20 protein-coding genes are annotated in these 22,090 nt (G+C 63.9%); 9 read left to right on the plus strand and 11 right to left on the minus strand.

Going from position 1 to position 22,090, the window contains the following annotated elements:
* Positions 1-68: 68 nt before the first annotated feature.
* The 5 genes from F1609_RS06825 to F1609_RS06845 all read right to left on the minus strand — a co-directional run bounded on the left by F1609_RS06825 (position 69) and on the right by F1609_RS06845 (position 3,445).
* Complete coding sequence (locus F1609_RS06825) at positions 69-827, minus strand: LytR/AlgR family response regulator transcription factor (protein ID WP_167075742.1); 759 nt, start codon at positions 825-827, stop codon at positions 69-71.
* Position 828: 1 nt separating this feature from the next.
* The gene (locus F1609_RS06830; RefSeq protein ID WP_167075743.1) at positions 829-1,719 is read right to left on the minus strand and encodes a sensor histidine kinase; all 891 of its coding nucleotides are present in this window, start codon (positions 1,717-1,719) and stop codon (positions 829-831) included.
* A gap of 4 nt (positions 1,720-1,723) precedes the next feature.
* A complete protein-coding gene (locus F1609_RS34050; RefSeq protein ID WP_187362944.1) occupies positions 1,724-2,020 on the minus strand; it encodes a hypothetical protein in 297 nt (98 codons plus the stop codon).
* 130 nt (positions 2,021-2,150) lie between these two features.
* On the minus strand, positions 2,151-2,891 hold the full coding sequence (locus F1609_RS06840; RefSeq protein ID WP_167075744.1) for a carbon-nitrogen hydrolase family protein: 741 nt from the start codon (positions 2,889-2,891) through the stop codon (positions 2,151-2,153).
* The gene (locus tag F1609_RS06845; RefSeq protein WP_167075745.1) at positions 2,891-3,445 is read right to left on the minus strand and encodes a GNAT family N-acetyltransferase; all 555 of its coding nucleotides are present in this window, start codon (positions 3,443-3,445) and stop codon (positions 2,891-2,893) included. The genes F1609_RS06840 and F1609_RS06845 overlap by 1 nt, the downstream gene beginning before the upstream one ends.
* A 205-nt stretch (positions 3,446-3,650) precedes the next feature.
* Between F1609_RS06845 and F1609_RS06850 the strand changes: the two genes are divergently transcribed.
* Positions 3,651-4,154, plus strand: a complete 504-nt coding sequence (locus F1609_RS06850; RefSeq protein ID WP_167075746.1) for a hypothetical protein — start codon at positions 3,651-3,653, stop codon at positions 4,152-4,154.
* Positions 4,155-4,449: 295 nt separating this feature from the next.
* Here the strand turns inward: F1609_RS06850 and F1609_RS06855 are convergent, their stop codons facing one another.
* From F1609_RS06855 to F1609_RS06875, 5 genes are all read right to left on the minus strand, one after another.
* The gene (locus tag F1609_RS06855) at positions 4,450-5,142 is read right to left on the minus strand and encodes an SIMPL domain-containing protein (RefSeq protein ID WP_167075747.1); all 693 of its coding nucleotides are present in this window, start codon (positions 5,140-5,142) and stop codon (positions 4,450-4,452) included.
* A gap of 94 nt (positions 5,143-5,236) precedes the next feature.
* Positions 5,237-5,917 carry a hypothetical protein gene (locus F1609_RS06860; RefSeq protein WP_167075748.1) on the minus strand — a complete coding sequence of 227 codons (681 nt, stop codon included), beginning with the start codon at positions 5,915-5,917 and terminating at the stop codon, positions 5,237-5,239.
* Between the two features lie 142 nt (positions 5,918-6,059).
* Positions 6,060-6,707, minus strand: coding sequence for a hypothetical protein (locus tag F1609_RS06865; RefSeq protein ID WP_167075749.1), 648 nt, complete (start codon positions 6,705-6,707; stop codon positions 6,060-6,062).
* Positions 6,708-6,714: 7 nt separating this feature from the next.
* Positions 6,715-7,401, minus strand: a complete 687-nt coding sequence (locus F1609_RS06870; RefSeq protein ID WP_167075750.1) for a TetR/AcrR family transcriptional regulator — start codon at positions 7,399-7,401, stop codon at positions 6,715-6,717.
* 8 nt (positions 7,402-7,409) lie between these two features.
* Positions 7,410-8,876 (minus strand): aminotransferase-like domain-containing protein, encoded by a 1,467-nt coding sequence (locus tag F1609_RS06875; protein WP_167075751.1) that lies wholly within the window; start codon positions 8,874-8,876, stop codon positions 7,410-7,412.
* A 173-nt stretch (positions 8,877-9,049) separates the two neighbouring features.
* Here F1609_RS06875 and aptA point away from each other — a divergent pair, with 173 nt between their 5' ends.
* From aptA to F1609_RS06915, 8 genes are all read left to right on the plus strand, one after another.
* Positions 9,050-10,366, plus strand: coding sequence for an omega-aminotransferase AptA (gene aptA / locus F1609_RS06880; protein WP_167075752.1), 1,317 nt, complete (start codon positions 9,050-9,052; stop codon positions 10,364-10,366).
* Between the two features lie 4 nt (positions 10,367-10,370).
* Entirely contained in the window at positions 10,371-11,885 is a 1,515-nt protein-coding gene (locus F1609_RS06885) for a CoA-acylating methylmalonate-semialdehyde dehydrogenase (protein ID WP_167075753.1), read from the plus strand.
* 198 nt (positions 11,886-12,083) lie between these two features.
* On the plus strand, positions 12,084-13,457 hold the full coding sequence (locus tag F1609_RS06890; protein WP_167075754.1) for an NAD(P)-dependent oxidoreductase: 1,374 nt from the start codon (positions 12,084-12,086) through the stop codon (positions 13,455-13,457).
* Positions 13,450-14,727, plus strand: a complete 1,278-nt coding sequence (gene preA, locus F1609_RS06895) for an NAD-dependent dihydropyrimidine dehydrogenase subunit PreA (RefSeq protein ID WP_167075755.1) — start codon at positions 13,450-13,452, stop codon at positions 14,725-14,727. Before F1609_RS06890 ends, preA begins: the two co-directional genes overlap by 8 nt.
* Positions 14,728-14,809: 82 nt before the next feature.
* Positions 14,810-16,291 carry an NCS1 family nucleobase:cation symporter-1 gene (locus tag F1609_RS06900; RefSeq protein WP_167075756.1) on the plus strand — a complete coding sequence of 494 codons (1,482 nt, stop codon included), beginning with the start codon at positions 14,810-14,812 and terminating at the stop codon, positions 16,289-16,291.
* Positions 16,292-16,319: 28 nt separating this feature from the next.
* Complete coding sequence (gene hydA, locus F1609_RS06905) at positions 16,320-17,711, plus strand: dihydropyrimidinase (RefSeq protein ID WP_167075757.1); 1,392 nt, start codon at positions 16,320-16,322, stop codon at positions 17,709-17,711.
* A gap of 34 nt (positions 17,712-17,745) precedes the next feature.
* Positions 17,746-18,984, plus strand: a complete 1,239-nt coding sequence (locus F1609_RS06910; protein WP_167075758.1) for a Zn-dependent hydrolase — start codon at positions 17,746-17,748, stop codon at positions 18,982-18,984.
* A 114-nt stretch (positions 18,985-19,098) separates the two neighbouring features.
* Positions 19,099-20,259, plus strand: a complete 1,161-nt coding sequence (locus tag F1609_RS06915) for a zinc-dependent alcohol dehydrogenase (protein WP_167075759.1) — start codon at positions 19,099-19,101, stop codon at positions 20,257-20,259.
* A 45-nt stretch (positions 20,260-20,304) separates the two neighbouring features.
* Here F1609_RS06915 and F1609_RS06920 read toward each other — a convergent pair whose 3' ends face one another.
* Complete coding sequence (locus F1609_RS06920; RefSeq protein WP_167075760.1) at positions 20,305-22,050, minus strand: allantoate amidohydrolase; 1,746 nt, start codon at positions 22,048-22,050, stop codon at positions 20,305-20,307.
* Between the last annotated feature and the right edge of the window lie 40 nt (positions 22,051-22,090).

Below are 22,090 nucleotides of genomic sequence, written 5' to 3' on the forward strand. Positions count from 1 at the left end.
GGGTAGGTGATCGGAAAAGCAGGGTTTTTCAAGGTCCCTATGGTACTGGATTATTGAAGCCGTGGCGCTTACATTTGCTGGAACAGATGCGCGTGATTGCGGCTCACTTCGAGCAGCGTGGGGTGGTTGCGCACCCTGAGCATCTGCCGTCCGCGCTCGTCGCGCGTGACCTCGGCGATGGCGTCGACCCGCACCAGGGTGGAGCGGTGGATGCGCCAGAATTCGTCGGGATCGAGTTCGTCGGCCAGCTCCTTGAGCGTCTTGCGGATCAGCAGTTCGGCCTGCGCCGTCCGCACCAGCGTGTACTTGTCGTCGGACTGGAAAAACAGGATTTCGCGGGTGCTGATCATGCGCAGGTTGCTGCCCACCTGGGCCTGGATCCAGCGCAGGTAAGCGGGCTTTTTGGCGTCGCCCTGCTGCAGGATCCGGGTCAGCTGGCGCAATTGCTCGCCGATGTTTTCGGGCGCTTTTGTCAAACGCGTGCGCAGCCGTTCGCACGTGACAAGCAGGCGTTCGGCTACCACGGGCTTGAGCAGGTAATCCATGGCGCCCTGTTCGAAGGCGTCCAGCGCGTACTGGTCGTAGGCCGTTACGAACACGATGTGGCAGCGGTTGTACAACTGGCGCGCCGCTTCGATGCCGCCCTGGCCGGGCATGCGGATGTCGAGGAAGACGATGTCGGGCTGGTGCTGGTCGGCCATGCTGACGGCATCAAACCCGTTCGCCGCTTCGCCTACGATGAGCAGGTCGGGCCACACCTCGGCCAGGCGCGCGCGCAGCTGGTCGCGCATGGGTGATTCGTCGTCGACAATGAGGGCGCTGGTCATGTTAGTTACTCTCCCGGGCAGCATAGGGTACGCGCAGCGAGGCCAGCGCGCCGCCTTCAAGCGGCATTTCGATCACCAGCTCGGCGCGCGCGCCGAACAGCAGGAACAGGCGCTCGCGGATATTCGCCAGGCCCACGCCGTCGCCCGCATGCATGTTAAAACCCACGCCATTATCGCGCACGTCGACGTGCATGGAATCGCCCACCAGGCGGGCGCCGATGTCGATGCGGCCGCCCTCGATTTTCGGTTCGAGGCCGTGCTTGATGGCGTTTTCGATCAGGGTTTGCAGCATCATCGGCGGGAACGGCGTGTGCTCCAGGTGCGCGGGCACGTCGAAGCTGACCGCCAGCCGCTCCTTCATGCGCGCCTGCATGATCGACAGGTAGGCGCGCGAGAGCTGCACCTGGCGCCCCAGCGTGCCGCCGCCGGCCGCGCGCATCTGCGGCAGGGTGGAACGCAGGTATTCGATCAGGTGCATGTGGATGCGCGCCGCCTGCGGCGGATCGGTTTCGATCAGCTGGCCGATCAGGGCAAGGGTGTTGAACAAGAAGTGCGGCTCGACCTGCGCCTGCAGGGTCGCCATCTGTGCTTCGAGCAGGCGCCGTTCGAGCACGGCGACGTTGGCTTCGGCGGTCGCTTCCCTGGCCACCAGTTCAGCGCGGCGCTTGCCGCCGGCCAGCACTTTGACGCCGTACGAGATGATGATGTACCAGACCGCCGGTTCGGGCAGGGTCAGGATCAGGCCGAACGCCAGGCCCAGGAACCAGGTGATGAACAGTTGCCGCCATTCCACCAGAGCAAGCCAGTCGAAGAAGTTCCACCATAGCACCGTGGCTTGCGCGAGGGAATCGCGCAGGAAATCCATCACCTTGTTCAGCTGGCTTGCTTTCACGCTGTTACTGGCCTTCGGTCTTCACCGGCGTGTAGGGCGTGGCCGGGCCGCGCGTGGCGCGGCCTTGCGCGGCCCGGTCGGTCACGTAGCCGTTGACCAGTTTAATGACCATGAACAACACGAACAAGGTGAGCACCAGCGGTACGATGGTCAGCAGCAAGGCCAGGCCGACGGCGCTGAGCATCAGAGTCGGCCACGACATGGTGGAAATGGCGCCGACGGCGTATTTTGCTGCCTTGACCAGGGTGCGGCTCAGGTCTTGCAGGCTGGCATACAGGGACGTAAAGGCAGGGTTGCTCATTTGCTTCTCCAGGGGAGGGTTGTCGATGGAGAGACTGTAGCAAGTGCGCGGCGAATGCTCTACGGTTGTCCGACGAAGTGCATAAAATGGGGGGCGACCGGTATGCATGGGCGATAAGCGGGCCGCCAGCTCAGGCCAGCGCCACCACCTTGCCGCCAAGGTCGTCCGCGATCACCAGCAGCTCGCCCGGCCCCGGCGCGGCCACGATCAGTGCACCGCCGGCGGCCCAGATCGCGCTGCGGCCGGCGCTCTGGTAGCCACCCGAGGCGCGCGCGTGATTGGCCATCAGTACACCCATGCCGAACAACTTGGCGTAGCCAGCCAGCTGGCCCGTATCCTTGTCGTACCCGCCCACCGAGATCAGCGAGCCGGCCGCATACAGTTCGGCCCCGGCCACCGCGGCGGCGTGCGCGTGCTGCTGCTGGCCGGTGTCGGCGCAAATCGCCAGCGCCACCCTGGTGCCGCGCACATCGTGCAGCTGGCTGATGGCGCTGCCGGCCGCGACGTGCTGTTCTTCTCCCGCGTGCAGGAAGTGCTTGCGGTAGCAAGATGTGCGGCCATCCGGATGGAAGGTAATCGCGCCGATGCCTGGCAGCGCACCAGCGTTGGCCAGCGGCGCGCCGGCCACGATGGTCATGCCGGCGCTGGCGGCGCGCTCGCGCAGCGGCGCCAGCACGGCGTCGTCGGCCTTGAGGGCGCAGGCGGCCAGGCCGGCCAGCTCGTAGCCGCACAAGGACAGTTCGGGGAACACCAGCAGCTGCACGCCTGCCTCGCGGGCGGCGTCGATGACGGCCAGATGGCGCGCGACGTTGGCTTCGATATCGAGCGGCACGCTGGCATACTGCGCGGCGGCGTAGCGCAGGCCGGCCATCAGATGCTCTCCCAGCCGCGCCGCAGCAGGCCGTAAAAGACGGTGTCGCAGATTTCGCCGTTGACGATCCAGCGTTCCGGCATGTAGCCCTCTTTTTGAAAGCCCATGCGTTCGAGCAGCTTGGCCGAGGCCAGGTTGCGCGGGTCGATATCGGCTTCGATGCGGTTCATGTTCATTTCCTTGAACAGGTAGTCGAGCGTGACCCGCATCGCTTCGCTCAGGTAGCCCTGGCCCCAGTGGGCGCTGGCCAGCGCATAGCCGATTTCGCAGCGCCGGTTCTGCGCATGGAAGGCGTGCGGCTTCATGGTGCCTATCAGCTTGCCTGTCTCGCGCAGGACCAGCGCCAGCTCCATGCTGCTGCCATCGCTGTAGCCGTCCAGCGCGCGCGCGATGACAGCGTCGCCCTGCGCCGGGTCGGTCCAGGCGGTGCCGCTGAAGTAGCGCATCACGGCCGGGTCGGAGTGGATGGTGTAGAGCGCCTGCGTGTCGCTGGCGTGCAGGAAGCGCAGGGTCAGGCGTTCGGTCTGCAGGGTGACTGGAGCAATTTCTGGCATGGGACGGTCCGGCAAATTAGTAGGTTAATAAGAATACACGAATGCCGCTTCAGGCGCGCGCAGCCGTCGTCCCGCCGGCATTGTTTCTTTCCTGACGACAAAAACAGCACGACCTGATCCCACGCGCACCCGGGGCATGCTCCTACTCGCATGGGTCGCTTGCAATGTAAGAATGTCTGTTCGATATCTTCATCAGGAGACAGGCATGAAAACCAGGATCGCAATCACTCTCGTCGCACTCATGGTCGGCGGCGCCGCCATGGCGCAAACCCAGGGCGGCACCAGCGGCAACGCTACCACAGGATCGACCGCCACCAATACCGGGACGGCCGCACGCGGGGATGCGACAAGGGCCAGTCCGAACCGGCAGGATCGTAACCGCAACAAGGCGCCGCAAAACCGCGACAAGGCACCGGAAGAGCGCGACGTGGCGAACGACCCGCGCGATAGCACCACCAACACGGGCACCGGCACCGCGACGAACAATACGGCCGCGCGCGACGCCGACCGCTCGTCCACCAGCGGCGGGGCCGAGATGCGCGGCTCGTCGGGCACCACGGGCGCCAGCGGAACCGGCAGCATGAATAACAATGGCACGACCAGCACCAATGAACCGGCGCGCAATGGCGATATTCCTGCGCCGCGCACGGGCGGCATGAACAGCACCGGAACCACCGGCGACAAGTCGGCCGTGCCGCCAGTGCGCTGATGCCATTGGGCGCTTCCGGGAATGCCACAGATGGTGTTCCCGGCGGTGGCGCGTCGGGCATCAGGCGTGATCAGTCAGGGTGGGTGATATACCAACGCTTGATTTTTTCGCCGAGCGCCGGACGCAGTGCCTCAAGGTGAACCTGGATGATCGTCTCGGGAAGTGCCTTCTGTATCGCGATGAGTCGGGACCCACCTGCCCGTCAAGATAGTGTAGCCAGATGCTGCCCACATCGGGCGCGTCGTCGCGCACGACGTCGCTCACTAACTGGCTCGCCGGCGCGAGGGGAGTGCGATCATGCGCCACCTGAAGATGGCGCCGCCGCAATCCCAAAACGCACCCGATAGCGCAGCGTGCTGACCCGCCTCGCGGCGTCGAGTTCGAGGTACGCCGGTTCGCTATCGTCGCCCGATCCTCCCATCCCGCGCATCAGGCCGGCCCTGCCCCAGCCCTGGTCGCCGAAGGCGCCGGAATGCTCGATCTGCGCTCCCATAGCCTCTACCTGGCAGACGAACGTCAGCTGCAGGCCCGCTTCGTCCGCGATGATCTGCGCCACGCTGCGCGCGTTGGCGATCGCCGCTGCATGGGCGGCGGCGCGCTTGGCCTCGGAGGCGTCGAATTGCGGCGGCAGCATCGACACGTTCAGGGTGTAGCGCTGGTGTTCAAAGATCGGCTGTAGCGCGTCGAGCGCGCTGTACAGGCGCTTCGCTTCCGGGCAGGCCAGCAAAATCTTGAAGCTGCGCTCCTGTCCTGGCTTGTTTTTCTTCCAGAACCACGGCTGCCAGATGGCGTTGCCGCCCTCGCTCATTTCATCAGGCGCGATGCCCGAACTTTTGAGAACACGGATGCAGTCGTCGCGCAGCGCGCCTGCTTCGGTGATGGCGTGCTCGGTTGTGGTGGCGCGCACCGATATCGACAGGTCGGCGCGGTAGATGGCAACCTGTTCGACCAGTGACGACTCGCCGGTTACTTCGATATACGAATCCATGGTGGTTTCTTTATGCGGGTTGGGTTCAGGGTGGTGATCCAGTGGCCGATCATACTATGCGGCCGGCGCGGGCTGCGGCGGCATGGCGGCACGGTCAGTTGTCGTAGGTGAGCGATTCTTCGACTTTGAGGCCCAGTGCCGGGCGCAGCGCAGTCATGTGCGCCTCGGCCAGGCTTTCAGGCAGCACGTCGGGTACCTGCAGTTTCCGCAGCTTGAGCCGCTCGTCGAGATAGCCGATGTCGATGCCGCAGGTGGTGGAATAGCTATAGTATTTGAATGCGCGGATCGATGTGATCGAGTAAAACGACAGCCTCATGATCCGGATGCCCCTGGCGGCGCCGCGAAGATGCAGCAAGAGCTGCTCCGACTCCAGGTCGATCTGGTAAAACACCACGGCCGCGCTGGATGTGCCCAGCGACGCCATCGACCATACCGTGGCCACGCAGGTCAGCCACAGCACGACCGCAAACATGTTACTGGCGACCAGGTGATAGATCTTTTCGTTGGTCAGTATTAGCACGAAAAAGAGCACATGGATCAGCAGGAAGCTCGTCATGAAGGGCTGCTCTTCAATGAAGGACAGGACCGAAAACCTAGGCGGCGTTTCCTCCGGCGTGTTCTTGTCGTGGAAATCGGAGCACCATTCGAGTTCGACAGGGGCGGCTGGAAGCGCGGGCGCGGCGGCCATGCGGGCGGCGTTGGAAGCTTCCGGCGCCAGCGTGTTGCGCGCCTGCGAGCGTTTCAGGTTCAGCCGGCGCGACCGGTAGACGGTCATGCGGCACCCGCTTCGGTGACGTCGATAGTCGAATGCATGGTGGTGTCTGTGCGCGGGTTGTGTTCAGCGTGGCGGTCCCACCGCGTGATCATACTATGCCGCCAAGGTGCGGGCACTGCCGGCAGTGGAATTGCGATACAGTTCACCTGTCGTAGCAGATCTGATCGCGTACACGGGAGCCCAGTGCTGATCGCAGCGCGTCAGCGTGAGCTTGCATGGTCTTTTTCGACATGCTGTCACGTGTTTCCCAGTACACCGCCTCGGTCCCGTTGGCGTAGTAACTAAAACAGAAACCACCGGTGTCGGCATAGATGGTCGGCAGGTAAGGAGTAATGGAGACGATTGCCGAAAACGGGATCGTGACGACGTCGACGCGATTGTGAGACTGTGACTGGTGCAAGGTAAGCTGCCCGGTTCGCAGGTCGATCTCATAGGCGCTGACATTACTGACTTCGGTGTACTTGCCCGTCATCGAGTAGAACATGACGCCCATCACCACAATGCACAGCGCTGCGCTCCACAGCATGTCATCGTCCGGCAGGCGCCAGTGCGGCGATTCGCCTCTGATCAGCGAAACGAAAAACATCGCCATATTTACTAGCAAAAAAAGTCCGGCGACGGGCGCAACGACGCCGTAGCCGAACAACAAAGTAGCGGTGCTGCGCGCGTGATCGTTGTTGTCATGATAGTCCGCAGCGTACCAGACGAGGACCTGGCCGCCGTCGGCTGCGGACGGTGCATGCCGCTTGCCTCCTTTTGGCCGCTTTGGCTTTGGCGCCGCCTGTTTCATTGAGCGCTCATGCGTGACCGGCGCGGTCGGCCGTGCCGCTCATCGACACCGCCGCCAGCACCATGTGGGTGATCATTTCCTCGGCGTCGTCGAAGTCCTTGCGCGAGAGCTGTTTGCGGTTCAGCACCAGTGCCATCTGCGCCGAGAAATCGGCGTACGACTGCGTCATGGCCCAGATGGCGAACAGCAGGTGGGTGGCGTTGATCGGGCCGATGCGGCCTTCGCCGATCCAGCCTTCGAACACCTCGATATCCTTGCGCAGCAGCGGCACCACCCGGCTCTGGATCTGCTGGCCGTACAGCTGCGCGCCGCTGATCACTTCCATCGCATACACGCGCGACGCCCACGGCTGTTCGCGTGAAAAGCGCAGCTTGGCCTGGATGTACGCGCGCAGCATGTCGCGCGGTTCCTGGCCAGGATCGGCCAGGGTGGCCATGCGCGCCAGCCAGTCATCGAGCACGCCATCGAGCACCCTCTCGTACAGCGCCTGCTTGGTCGGAAAATAGTACATCAGGTTCTGCTTCGACAGGCCGGCCTGCTCGGCGATGGTGGCGATCGAAGTGCCTTCGTAGCCGCATTCGGCGAACACGCGCACGGCCACGTTGGCGATGTCGGCTTCGAGCTTGTCGCGATTGAGAATGCGGCGCTTGACGGCGGGCGTGCGCGCAACTGCGGCGGTCTTGGTGGCGGCCATGGTGACTTTCAGCGTAGCGATTGCAGGAAGCCGATCAGCTCGGGCGCGTCGGCGGCATACGCCACGTTGAAGCGGAACCAGATGCTCGGGGACGGGCGCAGCATGAAAAACTCGTGAGGCGAGAGCAAAATGCCGGCGCGCAGCGCGCGGTCGGCGATCACCTTGCCGTTGAACTCCGCCGTCGGGGTGATGGGCCAGCCGGCGCTGACGAACATGCCGCCGCGCGGCCGGGCCAGCGGCTCCATGCCCGCCTCCTGCAAGCGCTCGATGGTGCGTTCGCGCCCCGAGCGCAGTTGATCGACCAGGCGTTCCACCATGCGTTTGTAGGGCCGCGCCGAGAGGGCGTGGTACACCGCGCGCTCGTTGATTTCGGAGGTGGTCAGCCCGGTCAGCATCTTCACGCGCAGCAGTTCGGGAATCAGCGAATTCGAGGCGCAGATCGAGCCGACCCGCAGCACCGGCGACAAGGTCTTGGAAAAGCTGCCGACGCGGATCACGCGCCGCAAGCCGTCCATGGCCGCCAGCGAGGCGTCGCCGCCGGCTGCCAGTTCGCGGTAGATGTCGTCTTCCACCAGCCAGAAGTCGAACTGCTCGGCCGCCAGCAGCAGCCGGTGCGCCTGCGCCTGCGTGAGCGAGGTGCCGAGCGGATTTTGCAGCACGGTGTTGACGAACATGAGCTTGGGCTGGGTGCTGGCCGCCTGCGCCATCAAGGCATCCATATCCAGCCCGTCCGGCCCGCGTGGAATGCCGACCGCAATGCAGCCGTGGTGGCGGATCAGCGAGAGCAGGTTGCTGTAGCCCGGATCTTCGACAAAGACCGTGTCGCCCGGCTTGGTCAGCGTGCGCAAAATCAGGTCGAAGGCGTGGGTGGCGCCGTTGGTGAGCAGGATCTGGTCGGGCGTGACGGCAAACAGTTCGTCGGCCAGCGTCGCGGCCAGGTGCTGGCGCAGGGTGGGAAAGCCGAGCGGATGGCCGTAGCCGCGCAGGCGGCTGGCGGGAATCTTCATCGCGTGGCGCACCGCGTCGAGCACCGTGTCGTCGCCATACCACTCGGGCGGCAGCCAGCCCGCGCCCACCGGCAGCGCATCCGACACGCCGGAATACAGGTCGGGGGTGAGGGCGTCGATGGCGGCCGGCGTGGGCTGCAGCGCCAGTTGCTGCGGCGCGCTGGCCGCTTCGCTGCGCGCCACGAAAAAGCCGGAACCGCGGCGCGAACTCAATAAGCCCAGGGTGAGCAGGCGGTCATACGACTCCACCACCGTGAAGGTGCTCACCCCGTTACACTTTGCGAAACGTCGAACCGAGGGCATCTTTGTGCCCACGCGCAATTCGCGCCGGTTTACCATCAGCGCGATGGCCGCCACGATCTGGTCGACCAGGCCGCCGCGCTTGCTGCGCTCGATTGCCAGCACCGGCCAGCCATCCCCGCAATTGCCAGGAGGAATTTCCTCACGCAGAACGTCGCTCTCATCCATCCACAAGTCCTTTGCTGCGGCGCCGCAAACTGTATTGTTTGCGCTACCGATACGGTTGGCGGGTTTTGCGATTTGTGTATATGTGCCATAGTTGATCTGCTGACTATTATTGCATCATCATTTTGCCAACTGGTAAATTATTTTTTTAGTTGTAAAAACTATTGGAGAGTCGCATGAACGAGTCCAGACCAGCATCGATGTCGTCGTTTTGGATGCCATTTACCAATAATCGCGATTTCAAAGCCAACCCGCGCCTGCTGGTATCGGCTGAGGGGATGTATTACAAGGATGTCGACGGCAACACCGTGCTCGACGGCACAGCGGGCCTGTGGTGCGTGCCTTGCGGGCACAACCAGCAGAAGATCGTCGCCGCCGTGCGCGAGATGGTCGGCCAGCTCGACTTCGCGCCCACCTTCCAGATGGGCCACCCGGCCGCCTTCGACCTGGCCGAAAAACTGATGGACTACACCGGCCACCGTTTTGGCCACGTCTTCTACACCAACTCCGGTTCGGAAGCGGTCGACACGGCGCTGAAGATGGCGCTGGCCTACCACCGCGCGCGCGGCGAAGCGGGGCGCACGCGCCTGATCGGGCGCGAACGCGGCTACCACGGCGTCGGTTTCGGCGGCATTTCGGTCGGCGGCATCGGCGGCAACCGCCGCACTTTCGGGCCGCTGCTGCCGGGTGTCGACCACCTGCCGCACACGCACAACCTGGAAAAGAACGCCTACTCGCGCGGCGAGCCGGAACACGGCGCCAACCTGGCCGATGAACTGGAACGCATCGTCGCGCTGCACGACGCATCGACCATCGCGGCGGTCATCGTGGAACCGGTGGCCGGGTCCACCGGCGTGCTGATTCCGCCGAAAGGATATCTGAAACGCTTGCGCGAACTGTGCACCAAGCACGGCATCCTGCTTATCTTCGATGAAGTCATTACCGGTTTCGGGCGCTTGACCACGCCGTTCGCGTTCGATTACTTTGACGTCATTCCGGACATGGTCACCTGCGCCAAGGGCCTGACCAACGGCATGGTGCCGATGGGCGCGGTGTTTACCCAACAGCATATCCACGACGCCTTCATGGACGGCCCGGCCGGCATTGAACTGTTCCATGGCTATACCTATTCGGGCCATCCGCTCGCCTGCGCCGCTGCGCTGGCCACGCTGGAGGTATTCGAAGAGCAGAAGATCCTCGACAACGCCAAAGCCGTGCAGGAATACTGGACCGACGCGGTGCATTCGCTCAAGGGCCTGCCGCACGTGATCGACATCCGCACCATCGGGCTGGTGGCGGGCATCGAACTGGCGCCCATCGACGGCAAGCCGGGTGCGCGCGCGTTTGGGGCCTTCAAGAAGGCGTTTGCCGATGGCGTGCTGATTCGCACCACCGGCGACATCATCGCCCTGTCGCCACCGCTGGTACTCGAGAAGAAGCACATCGACGAGTTGTTCGGCAAGCTGGCAACCATTCTCAAAAACCTGGACTGACCCCATGAGCAATCTCGACACGCAGTTGGATACAATCACTCACTTCATCAACGGCGCCAAGGTCGATACGGCCAGCGGCCGCTACGCCGACGTCTTCAATCCCGCCATGGGCGAGCCATGCGCGCGCGTGGCGCTGGGCACGGCCGACGATGTGGATGCCGCCGTCGCCGCGGCCGCCGCGGCGTTTCCGGCATGGTCGGCGACGCCGCCGCTCACGCGCGCGCGGGTCCTGTTCAAGTATCTGCAGCTATGCCAGGCGCATACCGACGAATTTGCGGCCATGCTCACGCGCGAACACGGCAAGACGTTTTCGGACGCGCAGGGTGAAGTGGCGCGCGGCATCGAGATGGTGGAATTCGCGGTCGGGATTCCGCAACTGCTCAAGGGCGAATTCACCGACCAGATTTCGCGCGGCATCGATGCCTGGTCGATGCGCCAGGCGCTCGGTGTGGTGGCGGGGATCACGCCGTTTAACTTCCCGGTGATGGTGCCGATGTGGATGTTCCCGGTCGCGATCGCCTGCGGGAATACCTTTGTTTTGAAGCCGTCCGAACGCGACCCGTCGGCGTCCCTGCTGCACGCGCTGCTGCTCAAGGAAGCCGGGCTGCCGGACGGCGTGTTCAACGTGGTCCAGGGCGACAAGGTCACCGTCGACGCGCTGCTCGATCATCCGGAAGTGCAGGCGGTCAGTTTTGTGGGCTCGACCCCGATCGCGGAATATATTTACGCGCGCGGCAGCGCCAGCGGCAAGCGGGTGCAGGCGCTGGGCGGGGCCAAGAACCACATGGTGGTCATGCCCGACGCCGACATGGACATGGCGATCGATGCCCTGATCGGCGCCGCCTTCGGGTCGGCCGGGGAGCGCTGCATGGCCATTTCGGTGGTGGTGGCGGTGGGCGACGCCGGCGACAAGCTCATTGGCGCGCTGGGCCAGCGCACCGCCGCGCTCAAGATCCGCGACGGCATGGCGCATGACGCCGAAATGGGGCCGGTGGTCAGTGCCGCAGCCAGGGAACGCATCGAGCGCTTGATCGGCGAAGGCGTGGAGCAGGGCGCGACGCTGGTGGTCGATGGGCGCAACTGCAAGGTGCCCGAACGCGAGAACGGCTTTTTTGTCGGCGGCACCTTGTTCGATCACGTGACGCCCGATATGACGATCTACAAGGAAGAGATTTTCGGACCGGTGCTGTGCGTGCTGCGCGCGCCGGACGTGGCCACGGCGGTCAAGCTGATCAACGCCAACGAGTACGGCAACGGCGTGGCGATCTACACGCGCGACGGCGGCACGGCGCGTGAGTTCGTGCGCCAGATCCAGGTCGGCATGGTGGGAGTGAACGTGCCGCTGCCGGTGCCGATGGCGTTCAACAGTTTCGGCGGCTGGAAGCGCAGCATGTTCGGCGACCACCACGCCTACGGTCCGGAAGGCGTGCGCTTTTATACGCGGCACAAGGCGGTGATGCAGCGCTGGCCGAACACCGCGAGTGCTGGCGTGGAATTTGCTTTTCCACAGATGAAGTAGAAGACCCTGAATGCGGGATGCGTACGGTTGGCTGATGATGCGTCGTTCCCGCGCAGGGCTAGGCGCCCCCGCGGGAATCCATAGCACCTGTGATCAAAGGTGCTATGGACCCCCGCCTGCGCGGGGGAGACGAGGGTTCAGCTAATAATGTGTCCACGGGGGTAGGTGAACCTAATTAGAAAAACAGGGATGTAAAACATGATCGAGTCTCTCAAGCACCTGCCGCACGCGGCCAGTTCCAGCAGCGCGCTGGCCGAACAGTTCACCGACCTCGCACCGGCATTGACCCGCCGCCAGGCCGCCATCGAAAGCGCGCGCTGCCTGTACTGCTACGACGCGCCGTGCACGCGCAGCTGTCCGTCCGAAATCGACGTGGCCAGCTTTATCCGCAACATCCACGACCAGAACATCAACGGCGCGGCGGCGGGCATCCTCAAGCAGAACATCCTGGGCGGCAGCTGCGCGCGCGTGTGCCCGACCGAGATCTTGTGCGAAGACGCTTGCGTGCGCAATCACGATGAAGAAGGCCAGCCCGTCAAGATCGGCCTGCTGCAACGGCACGCGCTCGATCATGCCTCGTTTACCTCCTATCCGTTCCAGCGCGCCGAGCGCACCGGCAAAAGAATCGCCGTGGTCGGCGCCGGCCCGGCCGGCCTGTCGTGCGCGCATCGCCTGGCCATGCTGGGCAACGATGTCGTCATCTTTGAAGCCCGCTCCAAGTCCGGCGGCCTGAATGAATACGGCATCGCCAAGTACAAGCTGACCGGCGACTTCGCCCAGCGCGAGGTGGAGTTCTTGCTCAGTATCGGCGGCATCGACGTGCAGCACGGCCGCATCCTCGGCGTGAACCTGCACCTGCACGAACTGCACACCCAGTACGACGCCGTGTTCCTCGGCCTGGGCCTGAACGCCAGCCGCCAGCTCGGGCTGACCGGCGAAGACGCCCCCGGCCTGATGGCGGCGGTGGACTACATCGCCGACCTGCGCCAGGCTACCGACCTGGCCAGCTTGCCGGTGCCGAAGCGCGCCATTGTCATCGGCGCCGGCAACACGGCGATCGACATGGCGGTGCAGATCAAGCGCCTCGGCGCCGAAGACGTGACCCTGGTGTACCGGCGCGGTGCGGAGTCGATGAGCGCGACGCACCACGAACAGGATATCGCGAAGGCCAATATGGTGCGTATCCGCACCTGGGCGGCGCCGCTGGAAGTGCTGCTCGACGATGCGGGCCGCGTGCGCGGCATGCGCTTTGAAGAGACGCGCCTCGATGGCGCCCGCCTGATCGGTACCGGCGCCTTTATCGAGATCGCCGCCGATGCGGTGTTCAAGGCCATCGGCCAGTGCATGGACCCGGTGGGTTTGTCGGACCAGATGGCGCAGCAGCTCACGCGCGAGGGCGACAAGATCCACGTCGACGCGCAGTTCCGCACGGCGCTGGCGGGTATTTACGCGGGCGGCGATTGCGTCGCGCCGGGGCAGGACTTGACGGTACAGGCGGTCCAGCATGGCAAGCTGGCGGCGATGGCCATTCACAATGACATCCAATTCAAGGTGGAGGCTTCCCATGGCTGACCTGAGCATCGAATTTTGCGGCATCAAGTCCCCCAATCCGTTCTGGCTGGCCTCCGCGCCACCGACCGACAAGGCCTACAACGTGGTGCGCGCCTTCGAGGCGGGGTGGGGCGGGGTGGTCTGGAAGACGCTCGGCGAAGACCCGGCCGCCGTCAACGTGTCGTCGCGCTACTCGGCCCTGTACGGCAAGAACCGCGAGGTGATCGGGTTTAACAACATCGAACTCATTACCGACCGCTCGCTCGAGATCAACCTGCGCGAGATCACGCAGGTGAAAAAGGACTGGCCGGACCGCGCCATGATCGTCTCGCTCATGCTGCCGTGCGAAGAAGCGCTGTGGGCCGAGATTTTGCCCAAGGTCGAGGCGACCGGTGCGGACGGTATCGAACTCAATTTCGGCTGCCCGCACGGCATGCCGGAACGCGGCATGGGAGCGGCCGTGGGGCAGGTGCCCGAGTATGTGGAGATGGTCACGCGCTGGTGCAAGAAGCACTCGAAGCTGCCGGTGATCGTCAAGCTCACGCCGAACATCACCGACGTGCGCAAACCGGCGCGCGCGGCCAAGGCGGGTGGGGCCGATGCGGTGTCGCTGATTAACACGATCAACTCGATTACGCACCTGGACCTGGACCGCATGGTGGCGCTGCCCATCGTCGGCAACGCGAGTACGCACGGCGGCTACTGCGGTGCGGCGGTCAAGCCGATTGCGCTGAACATGGTGGCCGAGATTGCGCGTGATCCGGAGACGCATGGCTTGCCGATTTCGGGCATCGGCGGCATTGGCAACTGGCGCGACGCGGCCGAATTCATCGCGCTCGGCGCCGGGTCGGTGCAGGTGTGCACCGCCGCGATGCTGCACGGCTTTCGCATCGTGGAGGAGATGAAGGACGGCCTGTCGCGCTGGATGGACGAGAAGGGCTACAAGACCATCGCCGAGTTTTCCGGCAAGGCGGTGCCCAACACGACGGACTGGAAATACCTGGACATGAACTACCAGGTGATCGCGCAGATCGACCAGGACAAATGCATCAAGTGCGGCAAATGCTATGTGGCGTGCGAGGATACCTCGCACCAGTCGATCGCCCAATTGATCGACGCGGCGGGTGTTCGGACGTACGAAGTGATCAAGTCGGAGTGCGTTGGGTGTAATCTGTGCGAGATTACCTGCCCGGTGGACGCGTGCATCACGATGGTGCCGCAGGAGACCGGGAAGGCGTACATGAACTGGACGCAGGATCCGCGTAATCCGAGGGCGGAAGTGCTTAGTTAGCCCTTGAGCCGTCGTTCCCGCCGAGGGCCGCCTTGGCGCGGGAACGACGGATTCCGACGTCACCACTTAGGAGAATACCACTGTGAGCAACGACCTGTCCGCCAACACCCAGCTCTGGAACGAAGACCTCGCGCCCACTTCCGACGCGCAGCGTACCTGGCGCTGGTATCACTTCGCCGCCCTGTGGGTCGGGATGGTCATGTGCATTCCGGCGTACACGCTGTCGGCCAGCCTGATCGAGGGCGGCATGTCCGGCTACCAGGCGGTGCTCACGGTCTTCATCGCCAACGCCATCGTGCTGCTGCCGATGCTGCTGATCGGCCACGCCGGCACCAAATACGGCATTCCCTACGCCGTGCTTGCGCGGGCTTCGTTCGGCACCACGGGCGCGCGCATTCCGGCACTGATGCGCGCCATCGTGGCCTGCGGCTGGTACGGCATCCAGACCTGGTTCGGCGGCAGCATGATCTACACCCTGCTCGGCGTGATGATGGGGGCCGACATCGGCGGCGCCAGGATTGCGGGCCTGGGCATCAACGGCATGCAGCTGCTGTGCTTTCTGGCCTTCTGGGCGATCCAGTTCTATTACATCGTGCACGGCATGGAATCGATCCGCAAACTCGAAACCTGGACCGCGCCGCTCAAGATCCTGATCTGCTTCGTGCTGCTTGGCTGGGCGCATAACAAGGCGGGCGGCTTCGGCCCGCTGCTCGAACAACCTTCCCAGTTCGTCGAAGGCGGCAAGAAGGCCGGCCAGTTCTGGTCCACCTTCTGGCCCTCGCTGACGGCCATGGTGGGTTTCTGGGCCACGCTGGCGCTGAACATCCCCGACTTCACGCGCTTCGCCAAGACCCAGCGCGACCAGATCATCGGCCAGTCGGTCGGCCTGCCGCTGCCAATGGGCCTGCTGGCGGCGCTCGCCGTGATCGTGACCTCGGCCACGGTGGTCTTGTACGGCAAGGCGATCTGGGACCCGGTCGACCTGGCCAGCCGCATGACCGGCATCGCCGTGCTGATTGCGCTGATCGTGCTGCTGGTCGATACCGTCAGCGTCAACCTGGCCGCCAACCTGGTCGGACCTGCCTACGACTTTTCGTCGCTGGCGCCCAGGCACATCACCTACCGCACCGGCGGCTACATCACCGCCGGCATCGCGCTGGTGATGATGCCGTGGAAGATCCTCGAATCGACCGAGGGCTATATCTTCACGTGGCTGATCGGCTACTCGGCGCTGCTCGGTCCCATCGCCGGCATCATGATCATCGACTACTACTTCATCCGCAAGACCGAGCTGCATATCCCGAGCCTGTACCGCGACGATGGCGCCTACTCGTACGGCAACGGCTGGAACGTGGCGGCGGTGGTCGCTTTCGTGGTCGGCGTGCTGCCGAATATTCCCGGCTTCCTGAATGCGGCCTTTCCGGCCTCGTTCCCCGGCGTGGGCCCCGTGTTCAAGACACTGTATACCTATGCATGGTTCGTCGGCATCGCCATTTCCGCAGTGGTGTACGGCGTGATGATGAAGGGGAAGGCAGTGCCGGCCCTTGCCACCGTCCGTCCCTGAGTTTCCGTTTGTCTTACAGGAGAGATTTATGACCACGATTATCCGCGGCGGCACGGTCGTCAACGCAGACCGCGCCTTTCGCGCCGATGTGCTCTGCGACGGCGACAAGATCGTCGCCGTCGGCGAGCAGCTCGATGCGCCCCTTCACGCCACCGTGATCGACGCCAGCGGCCAGTACGTCATGCCCGGCGGGATCGACACCCACACCCACATGCAGCTGCCGTTCATGGGCACCGTCACGGCCGACGATTTCTTTACCGGCACCGCCGCCGGTCTCGCGGGCGGCACCACGACCATCATGGACTTCGTGATTCCGAACCCGCAGCAGTCCTTGCTGGAGGCGTACCACATGTGGCGCGGCTGGGCCGCCAAATCGGCCGGCGACTACACCTTCCACGTGGCGGTAACGTGGTGGAGCGACAAGGTGCATGAAGAAATGGGTGTGCTGGTGCGCGAGCATGGCGTGAACAGCTTCAAGCACTTCATGGCGTACAAGAACGCCATCATGGCCGATGACGAAACCCTGGTGAAGAGCTTTACCCGCGCACTGGAACTGGGCGCCATTCCGACCGTGCACGCCGAAAATGGCGAGCTGGTTTTCCAGTTGCAGCAAGACCTGCTCAAGAAGGGCATTACAGGTCCGAGCGCGCATCCGCTCTCGCGTCCTCCCGAGGTGGAGGCGGAAGCGGCCAACCGCGCCATTGCGATTGCCAATGTGCTCGGCACGCCGGTGTACATCGTGCACGTATCGTGCGCCGAGTCGCTCGATGCGATTTCGCGCGCGCGCGCCAAGGGCCAGCGCGTGTACGGCGAGGCGCTGGCCGGGCACCTGGTGATCGACGACAGCGTGTACCAGAGCGCCGACCTTGAATTCGCACGCGGGCACGTGATGAGCCCACCGTTTCGCAGCAAGCACCACCAGGCGGCGCTGTGGCAGGGCCTGCGCGGCGGGAACCTGCACACGACGGCGACCGATCACTGCACCTTCTGCGCCGAGCAAAAGGCGGCGGGGGCGGACGACTTTACCAGGATTCCGAACGGCTGCGGCGGCGTCGAGGACCGCATGTCGGTGGTGTGGGATGCGGGCGTCAACTCCGGCATGCTCACGCCGTCCGAATTCGTGCGCGTGACGTCGACCAATGCGGCGCAGATTTTTAATATGTACCCGCGCAAGGGCGTGGTGGCGGTGGGTGCCGATGCCGACCTGGTGGTGTGGGACCCGGAAGGCACGCGCACCATTTCCGCCAGCACGCAGTTCGCCAAGGGTGGCTTCAACGTCTTCGAAGGGCGCACCGTGAGGGGCATTCCTTCGCATACCCTGCACGCGGGGCAAGTGGTGTTTGCCAAGGGCGAACTGCGCGCGGTCGAAGGGGCAGGGCGGCATGTGGACCGGCCCGCATTCACCAAGACCCATGCGTAAATCCCGTCGCACGTCTTCAACCCTGGAGTGATCAATGAACGATTTGCGCATTAACGGCGAGCGCCTGTGGGCCTCGCTGATGGAACTGGCCAAAATCGGCGCCACGCCAAAAGGCGGCGTCAAACGCCTGGCCCTGACGGACCTCGACAAACAGGGCCGCGACCTGGTGGTCGGCTGGGGCAGGGAAGCCGGCATGTCGATCACGGTCGACCAGATCGGCAACGTCTTCATGCGGCGCGAAGGCCGCAATCCGGCACTGGCGCCGATCATGACCGGCAGCCATATCGACACCCAGCCAACCGGCGGCAAATTCGACGGCAACTACGGCGTGCTGGCCGGGCTGGAAGTGGTACGCACCCTGAACGACCAGGGCATCGAGACCGAAGCACCGGTCGAAGTGGCTTTCTGGACCAACGAGGAAGGTTCGCGCTTCGTGCCGGTGATGATGGGTTCGGGCGTCTTCTGCGGCGCCTTCAGCCTGGAGACCGCGTATGCCGCCAAGGATACCGAAGGCAAGAGCGTGCGCGACGAACTGGCGCGCATCGGCTACATGGGCGAGCAGGTGCCGGGCCAGCATCCGATCGGCGCGTATTTCGAGACGCATATCGAACAAGGGCCGGTGCTGGAAGACGCCGACAAGGTGATCGGCGTGGTGCCGGCGGTGATGGGGTTGTCGTGGTACGACTGCGTGGTGACCGGCATGGAGGCGCACGCCGGCCCCACGCCCATGGGGCTGCGCAAGGATGCCTTGCAGGTGTCCACCTACATCATGCAGGAGGTGGTGAAGATCGCGAATCGCTATCCGCCTTACGGGCGCGGCACGGTCGGCATGGTGCAGCTGTTCCCGAACAGCCGCAACGTGATTCCGGGCGAGGTCAAATTCAGCATCGACCTGCGCAACGTGAACGATGAACTGCTCAATACCATGCACGAAGAAATGCTGGCCTTTATCGACAAGACCCGCAGCGACTCCGGCCTGGCGATGTCGATCGAGCGCGTGTCGTACTATCCGCCTTGTCCCTTCCATCCGGACTGCGTGGGTGCGGTGCGCGAGGCGACTGCAAAACTCGGCTACTCGACCATGGACGTGGTTTCCGGCGCCGGTCACGATGCGATCTACGCGGCGCGGCTGGCGCCGGCCGGGATGATTTTCGTGCCCTGCAAGGATGGCATCAGCCACAACGAAATCGAGGATGCGAGGTCCGACCACCTGGAAGCCGGCTGCAATGTGTTGCTGCATGCCATGCTGGAACGGGCGAAAATCGTTCGCTGATAATTTCAGTTAAGAAATCACGTCGGCGTTCTCCTACTGCTACGCCCGGACTGTTCTGATTCGTGCGTAGGAGTTTGCTTGTTACGCTGTCCTTTTCCATGAGGAGGACAGTTCATGCGCGCTTTAACCTATCACGGCAGCAACGACGTCAAGGTCGACAACGTACCCGATCCGATTTTGCAGGAGCTCGACGATGTGATCCTGAAAGTGACTGCCACCGCGATCTGCGGATCGGACCTGCACATGTACCGCGGGAAGATCCCGGCAATGAAGAGCGGCGATATCCTGGGCCATGAATTCATGGGCGAAGTCGTCGAGACGGGACCCAACGTCACCAAGCTGCAAAAGGGCGACCGCGTGGTGGTGCCGTTCGTGATCGCCTGCGGCAGCTGCTTTTTTTGCGATATGGATCTGTACTCGGCGTGCGAGACGACCAACCCCGATCGCGGTTCGATCATGAACAAGAAAAGCCTGCGCTCGGGTGCCGCGCTGTTCGGGTTCAGTCATTTGTATGGCGGCATACCCGGCGGGCAGGCCGAGTATGTGCGCGTGCCGAAGGCGAATGTTGGGCCGATCAAGATTCCGAAAAACCTGGCCGATGAACAGGTGCTGTTCCTGAGCGATATCCTGCCGACCGGTTACCAGGCGGTGCTGAACACGGGCGTGGGCAAGGGCGGCAGCCTGGCGATTTTCGGTGCGGGGCCGGTGGGGCTGATGGCGGCGGCCAGTGCGCGCATGCTGGGGGTCGAGAAAATCTTCATGGTCGACCATCACAAGTTCCGGCTCGATTTTGCGCAGCAAACCTATGGCGTCATTCCGATCAATTTTGAAGAGTGCGACGCTGCGGAGTTCATCCTCGATCACACCGATGCGCGCGGCGTCGATGGCGTGGTGGAGGCGGTCGGCTTCGAGGCCAAGGGCAGTGCGGTGGAAACCGTGATGACCAACCTGAAGCTCGAAGGCAGCAGCGGCAAGGCGCTACGCCAGTGTATCGCGGCGGTGCGGCGCGGCGGGACGGTCAGTGTGCCTGGCCTGTACGCCGGGTTTATCCACGGCTTCCTGTTCGGAGATATTTTCGAGAAGGGGATCGGCATCAAGGCCGGGCAGACGCACGTGCAGAAGCATATGCCGGAACTGCTCAAGTTCATCGAAGAAGGCAAGCTGCATCCGAATGCGATCATCTCGCATCGCCTGAACCTGTCGCAGGCGGCCGAGGGCTACAAGATGTTCGATAAAAAAGAGGATGACTGCCGCAAGGTGGTGCTCACGCCGTAAGCGTAACGGCCCTGCGCGTGGCGTCGGCCCCGCGCAGGAGCGGCGTTACCCAAGGCTGCGCAGGAAATCAAGAAAGACCTGCGCCGCCATGTCGGCATCATCGGCCGTCATCGTCTCCAGCCGGTTATGGCTGATGCCGCCATTGCCGCAGCGGACAAACAGCATCGCCACATCGGTAATCTTCGCCATGGCCATCGCATCGTGTCCCGCGCCGGAAGCGAGGTCGTAGCGCGGTAAACCCGCACGCTCGATTGCCGCACCCAGCTGGTCCATCAACGCCGGCGCACACGGCGCGGCCGGCGCCGACACGATCTGCTCGATCTCCATGTCGACATGCCGGCGAGCGCAGATCGCCTCGATGCCGTCCAAAATATCCTTGACCGCCGCATGGCGCACGGCGTCGTCCGCCGCGCGGATGTCCAGCGACAGCTTGCAATGGCCGGCAATCACGTTCACCGATCCATTCGGCACCTGCAACTGGCCCACGGTGCCCACCAGCGACGCCACACCGGTACAGCGCCGCTCCACCAGCAGCACGATTTCCGCAGCCGCCGCCGCCGCATCCTTGCGCATGTTCATGGGCGTGGTGCCGGCGTGGCTGGCCAGCCCGGTCAGCTCGACCAGGTAGCGCGAACTGCCGGCAATCGCCGTCACCACGCCCACCGCCAGGCCGCGTTCCAGCAGCACCGGACCCTGTTCGATATGCACTTCCACGAACCCCGGCAGATCGGCCGGATTGCGCGCAATGCCCGCAATCGCATCGGGATGATGACCGGCCGCTCTCAAGGCCTCGCGCATGGTCACGCCGGCTGCATCGGTCTGTTCCAGCAACGCCATGTCGAACTGGCCGATCACCGCGTTACTGCCCAGGAAGGTGCTGCGAAAGCGCACGCCTTCTTCTTCGGCAAAGCCCACCACTTCAAGGTGGTAGGGCAGGCGCTCGCCGCGTTGGTGCAGGTGGCGCACCACCGCAATCGGCAGCAGGATGCCCAGGCGCCCATCGTATTTGCCGCCATCGCGCACGGTGTCGTAGTGCGATCCGGTCATCAGCGTTTTTGCTTCCGGGTCATGCGACAGGTAGCGCCCGACCACGTTGCCGACAGCGTCGATATGCGTTTCCATGCCGGCCTCGCGCATCCACTCGGCCAGCTGCGCGGCGGTGCGCTGGTGTACGTGGGTCATGTAGGAGCAAGTCAGGCCATCGTCCGCTTCGCTCCATGCGCCGATGATTTCGGCCCACTGCATGATGGTGGGGCCGAACGTGAGCGTGAGCTTGAGCAGGTCGTTGATGCGCAGTTCGGCGATGCGGTGAATCTGGCGCAGGCTTTCGGCCATTTCATCAAGGCGCTGGTTTTTCAGGCGCCGCGTGAAGGTCTCGATGATCGCGCTGCGCGTCAGCCCATTGCCGTCCGGGCCCTTGACCGCGAGGATGAACGGAAAGCCGAAGCGGGCGTTGTAATCGGCATTGAGCTTGTGCAGGGTCGCATATTCTTCCGCGCTGCACAGGTTAAGGCCCGACTTGGCCTGTTCGTTGGTCGACTCCTGCGTCAGTTCGCCGGCGATGGCGGCTTTGCCGGCCAGTTCCGGGTGGGCGCGGATCAGGCCAAGCTGCTCGTCGACGCTGGCCTTGGCCACCGCCGTTTGCAGCGCGTACTTGAGCGCTGCCACGGTCGCAAACGGCCGTGCGGCCGCTGCCCGTTCGGGGATCCATGGCGAGTGTTCGTAGATGCCGCGCAGGGTGTCGATAAAGGCCGCCGCGTCGCAGCCGTTCAAATCAGTTAATGTGGTCATGGGGTGTCCATTCTTGATTACCGATCATAAGCGCTGGCCG

This window comes from Massilia aquatica, assembly GCF_011682045.1.
GTDB lineage: Bacteria > Pseudomonadota > Gammaproteobacteria > Burkholderiales > Burkholderiaceae_D > Telluria_A > Telluria_A aquatica.

What these genes read in the sequence shown, in the direction of transcription:
- F1609_RS06825 (WP_167075742.1), bottom strand. Translation starts at nt 827, where the DNA reads ATGACCAGCGCCCTCATTGTCGACGACGAATCACCCATGCGCGACCAG.
- F1609_RS34050 (WP_187362944.1), bottom strand. Translation starts at nt 2,020, where the DNA reads ATGAGCAACCCTGCCTTTACGTCCCTGTATGCCAGCCTGCAAGACCTG.
- F1609_RS06840 (WP_167075744.1), bottom strand. Translation starts at nt 2,891, where the DNA reads ATGGCCGGCCTGCGCTACGCCGCCGCGCAGTATGCCAGCGTGCCGCTC.
- F1609_RS06845 (WP_167075745.1), bottom strand. Translation starts at nt 3,445, where the DNA reads ATGCCAGAAATTGCTCCAGTCACCCTGCAGACCGAACGCCTGACCCTG.
- F1609_RS06850 (WP_167075746.1), top strand. Translation starts at nt 3,651, where the DNA reads ATGAAAACCAGGATCGCAATCACTCTCGTCGCACTCATGGTCGGCGGC.
- F1609_RS06855 (WP_167075747.1), bottom strand. Translation starts at nt 5,142, where the DNA reads ATGGATTCGTATATCGAAGTAACCGGCGAGTCGTCACTGGTCGAACAG.
- F1609_RS06860 (WP_167075748.1), bottom strand. Translation starts at nt 5,917, where the DNA reads ATGACCGTCTACCGGTCGCGCCGGCTGAACCTGAAACGCTCGCAGGCG.
- F1609_RS06865 (WP_167075749.1), bottom strand. Translation starts at nt 6,707, where the DNA reads ATGAAACAGGCGGCGCCAAAGCCAAAGCGGCCAAAAGGAGGCAAGCGG.
- F1609_RS06870 (WP_167075750.1), bottom strand. Translation starts at nt 7,401, where the DNA reads ATGGCCGCCACCAAGACCGCCGCAGTTGCGCGCACGCCCGCCGTCAAG.
- F1609_RS06875 (WP_167075751.1), bottom strand. Translation starts at nt 8,876, where the DNA reads ATGGATGAGAGCGACGTTCTGCGTGAGGAAATTCCTCCTGGCAATTGC.
- aptA (WP_167075752.1), top strand. Translation starts at nt 9,050, where the DNA reads ATGAACGAGTCCAGACCAGCATCGATGTCGTCGTTTTGGATGCCATTT.
- F1609_RS06885 (WP_167075753.1), top strand. Translation starts at nt 10,371, where the DNA reads ATGAGCAATCTCGACACGCAGTTGGATACAATCACTCACTTCATCAAC.
- F1609_RS06890 (WP_167075754.1), top strand. Translation starts at nt 12,084, where the DNA reads ATGATCGAGTCTCTCAAGCACCTGCCGCACGCGGCCAGTTCCAGCAGC.
- preA (WP_167075755.1), top strand. Translation starts at nt 13,450, where the DNA reads ATGGCTGACCTGAGCATCGAATTTTGCGGCATCAAGTCCCCCAATCCG.
- hydA (WP_167075757.1), top strand. Translation starts at nt 16,320, where the DNA reads ATGACCACGATTATCCGCGGCGGCACGGTCGTCAACGCAGACCGCGCC.
- F1609_RS06910 (WP_167075758.1), top strand. Translation starts at nt 17,746, where the DNA reads ATGAACGATTTGCGCATTAACGGCGAGCGCCTGTGGGCCTCGCTGATG.
- F1609_RS06915 (WP_167075759.1), top strand. Translation starts at nt 19,099, where the DNA reads ATGCGCGCTTTAACCTATCACGGCAGCAACGACGTCAAGGTCGACAAC.
- F1609_RS06920 (WP_167075760.1), bottom strand. Translation starts at nt 22,050, where the DNA reads ATGACCACATTAACTGATTTGAACGGCTGCGACGCGGCGGCCTTTATC.